8 protein-coding genes are annotated in these 9,385 nt (G+C 61.5%); 7 read left to right on the top strand and 1 reads right to left on the bottom strand.

The genetic code is table 11. The features are described 5' to 3' along the window. Positions 1-236 precede the first annotated feature (236 nt). Together BSF44_RS06690 and BSF44_RS06685 are read left to right on the top strand one after the other, a co-directional pair. Positions 237-1,112, top strand: coding sequence for an MBL fold metallo-hydrolase (locus BSF44_RS06690; protein WP_095942824.1), 876 nt, complete (start codon positions 237-239; stop codon positions 1,110-1,112). Between the two features lie 46 nt (positions 1,113-1,158). After that, complete coding sequence (locus BSF44_RS06685) at positions 1,159-1,773, top strand: NAD(P)-dependent oxidoreductase (protein WP_095942823.1); 615 nt, start codon at positions 1,159-1,161, stop codon at positions 1,771-1,773. Positions 1,774-1,903: 130 nt separating this feature from the next. On the opposite strand, the gene BSF44_RS06680 is transcribed toward BSF44_RS06685, so the two are convergent. After that, positions 1,904-2,785, bottom strand: a complete 882-nt coding sequence (locus tag BSF44_RS06680) for a LysR substrate-binding domain-containing protein (RefSeq protein WP_095942822.1) — start codon at positions 2,783-2,785, stop codon at positions 1,904-1,906. Positions 2,786-2,944: 159 nt separating this feature from the next. Between BSF44_RS06680 and BSF44_RS06675 the strand changes: the two genes are divergently transcribed. The 5 genes from BSF44_RS06675 to BSF44_RS06655 all read left to right on the top strand — a co-directional run bounded on the left by BSF44_RS06675 (position 2,945) and on the right by BSF44_RS06655 (position 9,373). Further along, a complete protein-coding gene (locus tag BSF44_RS06675; RefSeq protein ID WP_095942821.1) occupies positions 2,945-4,582 on the top strand; it encodes a 5-guanidino-2-oxopentanoate decarboxylase in 1,638 nt (545 codons plus the stop codon). Then, the gene (locus tag BSF44_RS06670) at positions 4,579-6,027 is read left to right on the top strand and encodes an aldehyde dehydrogenase family protein (RefSeq protein WP_095942820.1); all 1,449 of its coding nucleotides are present in this window, start codon (positions 4,579-4,581) and stop codon (positions 6,025-6,027) included. The genes BSF44_RS06675 and BSF44_RS06670 overlap by 4 nt, the downstream gene beginning before the upstream one ends. Before the next feature lie 297 nt (positions 6,028-6,324). Beyond that, on the top strand, positions 6,325-7,428 hold the full coding sequence (locus BSF44_RS06665) for an extracellular solute-binding protein (RefSeq protein WP_095942819.1): 1,104 nt from the start codon (positions 6,325-6,327) through the stop codon (positions 7,426-7,428). A gap of 194 nt (positions 7,429-7,622) precedes the next feature. Beyond that, positions 7,623-8,531, top strand: coding sequence for an ABC transporter permease (locus tag BSF44_RS06660; RefSeq protein ID WP_095942818.1), 909 nt, complete (start codon positions 7,623-7,625; stop codon positions 8,529-8,531). After that, positions 8,528-9,373 carry an ABC transporter permease gene (locus BSF44_RS06655; protein ID WP_095942817.1) on the top strand — a complete coding sequence of 282 codons (846 nt, stop codon included), beginning with the start codon at positions 8,528-8,530 and terminating at the stop codon, positions 9,371-9,373. Before BSF44_RS06660 ends, BSF44_RS06655 begins: the two co-directional genes overlap by 4 nt. Positions 9,374-9,385: the final 12 nt, after the last annotated feature.

The following is a 9,385-nucleotide window of genomic DNA, read 5'->3' as shown; positions in this document are numbered from 1 at the left end:
CATTGCTTGAAGACGATCCATGATTTGCCCGCTTTCAGAAACAAACTATGTTCAAGCATCGCATTTTTTGTACTGAGTCAGGCAACTAAGCTCTGTTCCACTGTAGGAGCGAGCTTGCTCGCGATGGTCGTTAACGATAACGCGGGTTACCGGTTAAACGTGGCGTCTTCGAATCCATCGCGAGCAAGCTCGCTCCTACAAAGGACTACGACAACTATTGGATTACGGAGCAACAGATGATCGGTTTCACCACCCTCAAGCGCGTTTTACTGACCACCGCTCTCGGTTTTGCCGCCCACGCCAGTGCATCTACGCTGACGCTGGATGTCTACAACCCCGGCGAAAAAGCCATCTTCCCGGTGACCTCGGTGCTGGTCAGTGGCGAGAAGGAAGCGATCCTGGTGGATGCGCAATTCGGCAAGTCCCAGGCCGAACAGGTGGTGGAAAAAATCCGCGCCAGCGGCAAGCAACTGACCACCATCTACATCAGCCACGGTGACCCGGACTATTACTTCGGCCTCGATACCCTGACGGCTGCGTTCCCCAAAGCCAAGGTCCTTGCCTCGCAGCCGACCGTCGACCACATCAAGCGAACCGTCGACGGCAAACTGGCGTTCTGGGGTCCGAAAATGGGCGCCGATGTGCCGACCAAAACCATCGTGCCGGGTGTGCTCAAGGGCGACAGCCTGATCCTCGAAGGGCAGAAGTTGCAGGTGGTGGGTCTTGAGGGCCCGCAGCCTGATCGCAGTTTTGTGTGGATTCCGTCGATCAAGGCGGTGGTCGGAGGCGTGGTTGTGGCAGAAAACATCCATGTCTGGATGGCCGATACCCAAACTCCGCAGTCCCATGCCGATTGGTTGGCTACGCTGCATGCCATTGAAACCCTGAAACCGCAAACCGTGGTGCCGGGCCACTACCTCGGCGAGAGCGATCGCTCCCTGGCAGGCGTGCAGTTCACAGCCGCTTACATCAAGGCCTTCGACGAGGAAACCGCCAAGGCCAAGGATTCCTCCACGCTGATCGCGGCGATGAAAAAGCGCTTCCCGACCCTGGGTGATGAAAGCTCCCTGGAACTGAGCGCCAAGGTCGCCAAGGGCGAAATGAAATGGTAACCCGCCTCAACTGAAATCCAAGAAGCTCAACCCACTGGAGAACGTCATGAGCAAAATCGCAATCATCGGTGCCACCGGTCGTGCCGGTAGCCAACTGCTGGAAGAGGCGCTACGTCGTGGCCACAGCGTTACCGCCATTGCCCGCGACACATCGAAAGTCGATCCGCGTGAAGGTGTGGTCGGCAAGGCCGTCGATGCCCTTGATGCCGCTGCGTTGCAAGCTGCAATTGCGGGCCATGACGTGGTTATCAGCGCGGCGCATTTCGCCACGCTACCTGCCGGCGCAGTCGTTGGCCCGGTGAAAAAAGCCGGGGTCAAACGCCTGCTGGTGGTGGGCGGGGCGGGTTCGCTGCTATTGCCCGATGGCACTCGAGTGATCGATAGCGAAGGTTTCCCTGAGGCTTACAAGGCAGAAGCCAGTGCCGGTGCCGAATTCCTCGCCAACTTGCGTGAAGAACGGGATCTGGACTGGACCTTCCTGTCGCCATCGGCCGAATTTGTCGAGGGTGAGCGCACCGGGAAATTCCGCCTCGGTCAGGATGATTTGCTGGTGAGCAGCGAAGGGCGCAGCTGGATTACCTTTGCCGACTACGCAATTGCAATGCTCGACGAAGTGCAAGCGCCGAAGCATTCGCGGCAGCGGTTTACTGTCGGGTACTGAGTTCACTGATCACCTGTAGGAGTGAGCCTGCTCGCGATGGCAGCGGAGCAGCCAACATTGATTTTGAATGTGAAGCCGTCATCGCGAGCAGGCTCACTCCTACAGTGTGGGGCATCAGAGTTATACGGTTTTACCGCGACTGCGCCTGCTCCACCAACCAGCCCATCAATTCACGCAATTTCGGCGAAGGCCCGGGTTTGTCGGGGAACACCAGGTAATACGCCAGTCCCGTTGTTACCTTCAAATCGAATGGCATGACCAGCCGCCCGGCGTTCAGGTCATCGCCGATCAGCGACCAGTCGCCAATCGCCACCCCCGTTCCCTGGGACGCCATCGACATCGCCAGGTCCAGTGTTTCGAAATGCTGGCCCTTGCCGACATTGGTCAAATGCACATCCGCGGCTTTCAACCAGGCCTTCCAGTCCCGCTCATCGCGGGTCGGGTGCAGCAACAGGTGCTGCTGCAGATCGGCCGGGGTCTGCAGGGGCATGGGGCCTTCGAGCATCGGTCTGGAACACACCGGCGTGAGTTGTTCGTCGAAGAGTTTTTGCGACATCAATGAATCGTCCGGCGGTGCGCCGTACATCACCGCTGCATCGAACTGCTCGCGATGAAAGTCGACCCCGTGCTTGACCGTGGTGGTCAGTTCCACCGGCACGTCCGGGCGTTCCCTTTGCCATTGCAACAGGCGCGGCAGCAACCAGCGCATGACGCAGGTCGGTGCCTTGAGCTGCAGGGTTTCACGCTTCTCGCCGATCTGCTCAACGGCCTCGTCGATCAGGCCGAAAATCTGCTGGACCCGGGGCAGCCATTCCCGTCCCTCGGCTGTCAGATCCAGGCCTCGGGCCAGGCGGATGAACAACTCATAACCCAGATGATCTTCCAGCCCGGCGATCTGCCGACTCACCGCGCCCTGGGTGATGTGCAGCTGTTCGGCGGCCCGGGTGAAATTGCAGCACTGCGCGGTAATCAGAAAGGTGTGCAGCGCCGGCAGGGGAGGCAGTCGTTTCATTGGGATCCAAGGTATGACGTGAGGACATGGCTAGTATGACTTTTTATCCATTGTTGCGGCTACCTGTCGCCCGTTCCAATGAGGCCATTCCCGGGCCTGCGAATCCATCATAAACACAGCGCACGCCCGGCGTCTCAAACGAACAAAAAGGGCAAAGACATGGCGACGTGCGGCGAAGTATTGGTCAAGTTACTCGAAAACTACGGGGTCGAGCAGGTGTTCGGCATTCCGGGGGTGCATACCGTGGAGCTGTATCGCGGGCTGGCCCGTTCGAGCATCAACCACGTCACGCCGCGCCATGAACAGGGCGCCGGCTTCATGGCCGACGGCTATGCCCGCACCAGCGGCAAACCGGGTGTGTGCTTCATCATCACCGGCCCAGGCATGACCAACATCACCACCGCCATGGGCCAGGCCTACGCCGATTCGATCCCGATGCTGGTGATCTCCAGCGTGCAATCGCGCAGCCAGTTGGGCGGCGGTCGCGGCAAGCTGCATGAGCTGCCGAATCAGGGCGCACTGTGTGCCGGTGTCGCGGCGTTCTCCCACACCCTGATGTCGGCGTCGGAATTGCCGGGCGTGTTGGCCCGTGCCTTTGCGCTGTTCCAGGCGGGTCGTCCGCGTCCGGTGCACATTGAAATTCCGCTGGATGTCCTGGTTGAAGAGGCCGACGACTTGCTCGCCAGCCTGCCGGTCAACATCGACCGCGCCGGTGCTTCGCCGAGCGCAGTGTCGCGCATGACTGAATTGCTGGCCGGTGCCAAGCGTCCGCTGATTCTCGCCGGTGGCGGTGCCATCGACGCGGCTGTCGAGCTGACTGAACTGGCAGAGCTGCTGGACGCGCCGGTCGCCCTGACCATCAATGCCAAGGGCATGCTCGCCTCCGGCCACCCACTGCTGATCGGCTCTACCCAGAGCCTGGTCGCCACCCGTGCGCTGGTCGCCGAGGCCGACGTGGTACTGGCCATCGGCACCGAACTGGCCGAGACCGACTACGACGTGACCTTCGCCGGTGGCTTCGAAATTCCTGGCAAATTGCTGCGCGTCGATATCGACCCGGACCAGACCGTGCGCAATTACCCGCCGCACGTGGCACTGGTGGCCGACTCGCGCAACGCCGCCCAGGCTTTGCTCAGCGCGCTGTCGCACAAATCCCTGGCCGAGCGCAGCAACGATTGGGGGCAGGTACGCGCTGCTCGTCTGCGTGAAGACCTCGCCGCGAACTGGGACGCACCGACCCTGGCCCAGACCCGCTTCCTTGAAACCGTTCTGCAGGAATTGCCGGACGCGGTGTTCGTCGGCGATTCGACCCAACCGGTGTACACCGGCAACCTGACGTTCAACCCGGAGCGTCCGCGTCGCTGGTTCAACTCGTCCACCGGTTACGGCACCCTCGGCTACGCCTTGCCGGCGGCGATTGGCGCCTGGCTGGGTGGCCGCGTCGAAGGTGGCGCGCGTCCTCCGGTGGTGTGCCTGATCGGCGACGGTGGCCTGCAGTTCACCCTGCCGGAACTGGCCAGCGCCGTTGAAGCGCGCACTCCGGTGATCGTGCTGCTGTGGAATAACCAGGGCTACGAAGAGATCAAGAAATACATGGTCAACCGCGCCATCGAGCCGGTGGGCGTGGACATCTACACCCCGGACTTCATCGGGGTGGCCAAGGCATTGGGTTGCGCCGCCGAAGCGGTCAGCAGTGTCGAGCAACTGCGCGGCGCATTGCGTGTGGCCACCGACCGCCAGGGCCCGACCCTGATTGAAATCGACCAGACCCAGTGGATGCAGGCGGTGTCGAAATGACTTTCCCTACGACCCTGGATGGCCTGTACATCAACGGCCAATGGTCGGCCGGCAACGAACACCTGCGGGTGATCAACCCGGCGACCGAAGCCCTGTTGACCACCGTCAATGGCGGCGATGAGCGCGCCGTTGATCAAGCCGTGAGCGCGGCGACCCAGGCGTTCGCCGATTGGTCGAAAACCACGGGCGCCGAACGCGGCGCGATCCTGCGCAAAATTGCCGCGGGGGTGCAGGCCAATCGCGAAAAACTGATGTACTTGCAGTCGAGCAACAACGGCAAGCCGCAATTCGAAGCCGCGATCGACGTCGATGACGTGGTCGCCACGTTCGAGTATTACGCCGGTCTGGCCGAAGGGCTGGATGCGAAACAGGACAGCGCCATCGAGCTGCCGACCGACGACTTCAGCGCGCGTTTGCGCCGCGAGCCGTGCGGTGTAGTCGGCCTGATCGTGCCGTGGAATTTCCCGATGGTCACCACCGCCTGGAAACTCGCCCCGGCCCTGGCCGCCGGTTGCTGCGTGGTGCTCAAGCCTTCGGAAGTGACGCCGCTGCCGGAGCTGGAACTGGCGGCGATCATCGCGCAAGCCGGGTTGCCTGCGGGCGTGTTCAACCTGGTGTGCGGCACTGGCCTCGCGGTTGGCGCTCCGCTGTCGGCAGACTCGCGCATTGCGAAAATTTCCTTCACCGGCAGCAACGCAGTCGGCGTACAGGTCATGCAACGAGCGGCGGAAACCGTCAAGGGCGTGAGCCTGGAACTGGGTGGGAAATCCTCGCTGCTGGTGCTGGCCGATGCCGATCTCGACCTGGCGGTGGAAGTGGCCTGTGGCGGTGGTTTCTTCAACGCCGGGCAGATGTGCTCCGCCACCAGCCGCGTGCTGGTCGCCGATGAACTGGCCGATGAATTCCTGACCCGCGTGAAGGCCCGTGCCGAAGCCATTCGCGTGGCCGACCCGTTCGACCCGAACGTGGAAATGGGCGCGCTGGTCAATCAAGCGCAATACCAGCGCGTGCTCGGTCACATCGATCGTGGCTTGAGTGCCGGTGCCAAGCTGGTTTGCGGTGGCAATCGCCCGGCCGACCTGCCGCGCGGATATTTTTTGCAGCCGACGGTGTTCACCGAAGTGCCCCTCGACAGTGCGCTGTGGTGTGAAGAGATTTTTGGTCCGGTGATCTGCGTGCGCCGTTTCGCCTGCGAGGCCGAAGCGATTGCTCTGGCCAACGACAGCCAGTTTGGCCTGGTCGCCAGTGTGGTGACGCGCAATGCACAGACCGCTGACCGCGTCGCCAACGCCTTGCAGGCGGGGCTGGTGTGGATCAACGCACCGCAAGTGATCTTTCCGCAGACCGCCTGGGGCGGCTACAAGCAGAGCAGCATCGGCCGTGAGTTGGGGCCGTGGGGCTTGCAGGCTTTCCAGGAAATCAAACACGTGATCCGGGCCGTCTGACGCCTGTCACTGTGTAGGAGCGAGCTTGCTCGCGATGGACGTCAACGATGACGCGAGCAGCCTGAATGAGCGCGGTGCCCTTGCACCTTTCGCGAGCAGGCTCGCTCCTACAAGAGGCATGCGCTGGCGTCATGGCTTCAATGAGTTTTTATCGATAGTCAGGTGTTTTACACGACCTCAGGATGAACTCGCTGGTTCAACCAAACCCCCGAAAATAGAGGGGCTAACGCTGATCCAGTCGCGCGGATGCAACAGTTTCGACCTGCCTTATACCTACAAAAACAAAGGGAGTCCGTAATGGGCGAGCATGATCTGAACAGACGTCAATTTATCAAGACCGTGGGCGTAGCCTCGGTTGCAGCGGCCGCCATGAGCATGCCGTTCATCAAGGCCAATGCCAGCGACACACGTTTTGCCGGCAAGACTCTGCGTTTGCTGACCTGGTCCGATGACACCGGCCTGGCCGCACTGCGTAACATCGCCGCGACTTTCGAAGACAAGTACGGCTGCAAGGTCATCGCCGACCGCACCGGCAGTACCTCGGAAATGGTCGCCAAGCTCAAGGCCGGCGGTGATCGTCCGCAGTACGACATCATCACCCTGGCAGGCGTCGGCGCCGAAGGTCTGGCCGCCGCGAACCTGCTGGAAAAACCCGACCTCAACCGCATTCCCAATCTCGTCGATGTACCGGAGAAATACCGCACCGGCGCCAATGGCCACGGTATCGGTTACCTGCTGTGGTGCAACAGCCTGGTCTACAGCACCCGCACCCAGAAAGAAGCCCCGACCAGCTACGCCTCCCTGTGGGATGCCGACGCGGCGCCGAACATTTTCCTGCCGCCGCCGAACTGGACCGAGGCCATGGACCTGATCATCATCGCCGCCAAACTGGCCGGTGGTGACGAGCACAACATCGAGCCTGGTTTCAAGAAACTCGCCGAGCTGAAGGATCGTGTGGTGACCCTGGGCGAAAACCCGAACCAGATCGCCGAACTGTTCCGTACCGGTTCCCTGGACATGGGCGGCCTTTACGCACCAGCGTTCTTCCCGAAACAGATCCGCGATCCGGCCTACGGCCTGGGCGCCACCTTTGGCATGAAGGAAGGTTTCTACACCGACCTGATGCTGTCGGTGATGCCGAAGAACCGTCCGGGCGATACCGACATGGCCTACGCCTTCATCAACCACTCCCTGGACCCGCTGGTGCAAGGCAAGATGGCTGAAGACATCTACAACGGCCCGGTCAACGCCAAGGCGATCATCTCCGCCGAAGCACGCAAGAGCCCGTACATCCTCACGCCGGAGCAGATTGCCGAGAAGGCGATCATGCACGACAACGCTTTCCTGGCGACTGTGCATGACCAATGGATTCGTCGTTACACGGAAATCTTTTCTTCCTGATCGAGTGACGTACACAGGATCTTCAAACACTGAAGATCCCCTGTGGGAGCGAGCTTGCTCGCGATAGCGGAGTGTCAGTCGACATCCTTGGCGACTGACAAGCAGTCATCGCGAGCAAGCTCGCTCCCACAGGGGGCAAAGTGACCTTGAGTCTTGTGTCTGTCAGCTGCTTTCCATTGACGAGACCCTTTGCTATGGAACACCAACCTTTGACCCATTCGGTCAGCGCCGCTGAGTCGCGCCCGAGTCGGGGTGTTTCGCCGACCGCGCGCGCCTGGCTTTTCCTCACACCGTCGATGCTGTTTCTCGGCGTGCTGATCGCCGCGAGCCTCCTGGTACTGCGCATGAGCGTGGGCACCAAGGGCGCGGAGTGGTCCGGGTTCAGCCTGGCCAGTTACGCCCAGTTGCTGGAACCCTATTACCTCAAATCGCTGATGCTGACCCTGCGCCTGGCGCTGATCAGCGCGGTGATCGCAGTGATCCTGGCGATCCCGGTGGCCTACACCATGTCGCGCCTGACCTCGCCGTTCGTGCGACGGATCTTCCTTGCGGCGGTGTTGTTGCCATTGCTGGTCAACCTGTTGCTGCAAAGCTATGGCTGGCTGGTGATCCTCGGCCCTGGCGGCATGCTCAACCAGGCACTGATGGGCCTGGGCCTGATCAAGCGCCCGATCATGCTGCTCTACAATCAGAACGGCGTGTTGATGGGCCTGGTGCAAACCGCTTTCCCATTGGCCGTGTTGCCGATTGCCAGCGCCATGCGCGGCGTCGCCCGCAGCTACGAAGAAGCGGCCGCCACCCTGGGCGCCAGTCGCTTCCAGGTGTTTCGCCAGGTGGTACTGCCGATGAGCCTGCCGGGGATCATTACCGGTGCGACCCTGGTGTTCGCCTATAACGCCAGCAGTTTCGTGGTGCCCTTGCTGCTCGGTGGCCGGCGCGTGCCGATGCTGGCGGTGATGGTGCATGACCAGATCGCCCCGCTGATGAACTGGCCCGCCGCCTCCGCTGCCGGCGTGGTGCTGATCGTCACCACCCTCGCGATCATGACCCTGTCCGAATACATCACCGGCCGTCGTCGGCGCATGCTGGAGGCTTCGCAATGAGTACCCTGACCAAGAAGCGTCAGCTGTTGCCGGGTGATACCGGCAAGTTTGCCGGCATCCTTTCCGGCTTCATCCTGCTGCTGGCGGTACTGCCGATCCTGACCATGATCGTGATGTCGTTCAGCGGCGCGTCGAACCTCGACTTCCCGCCGAGCAGCTACAGCCTGCAATGGTACAAGGCCGCCTGGCACACTTTCGTGTCGCCGGACGCCAGTGACGTCCTGAGCCTCGGCCAGGCCATGAGCACCAGCCTGCTGGTGTCGTGCCTGACCATGATTTTCGCCACGATCATCGCGGTGCCGGCGGCCTACGCGCTGACCCGTTGCGAGTTCCGCGGCAAGGCCGTGGCACTGCAACTGATGTCGCTACCGCTGGTGTTCCCGATGGTGGTGCTGGGCCTGGCGTTGCTGCTGGTGTTCGACAGCCTGCCGTTCCACATGACCACCTCGCGCCTGGTGATCGCCCACGTGATCCTCGCGTTGCCGTTCGTGGTGAAAAACTGCACGGCGGCGATGCTCTCCATCGGCAGCGAAGTCGAAGAGGCCGCGCAAATGCTCGGCGCTTCACCGCTGCGGGCGATTGTCGATGTGGTGGTGCCGTTGATGAAGTCGGGGATCCTGGCGGGCATGCTGCTGGCGTTCATCGTCTCGTTCAACGAATTCACCGTGACCTACTTCCTCTACACCATCGATGTGATGACCGTGCCGATCTGGATGTACAGCCGCACCGTGTCTTCGCTCGACCCAACCGTATTTTCGTTTGCCGTGCTGATCGTGCTGATCGACTTCGTCCTGATCTGGGCGCTGGAGAAGCTGGTTGGTGAAGGTGGCGTTTCGTTCTGATTTCTTGAGGTG

Source organism: Pseudomonas sp. ACN8 (assembly GCF_002303925.1).
Taxonomy (GTDB): domain Bacteria; phylum Pseudomonadota; class Gammaproteobacteria; order Pseudomonadales; family Pseudomonadaceae; genus Aquipseudomonas.
The sequence above is the reverse complement of the archived record's forward strand: the minus strand, read 5'-3'. Positions and strand labels throughout refer to the sequence as shown.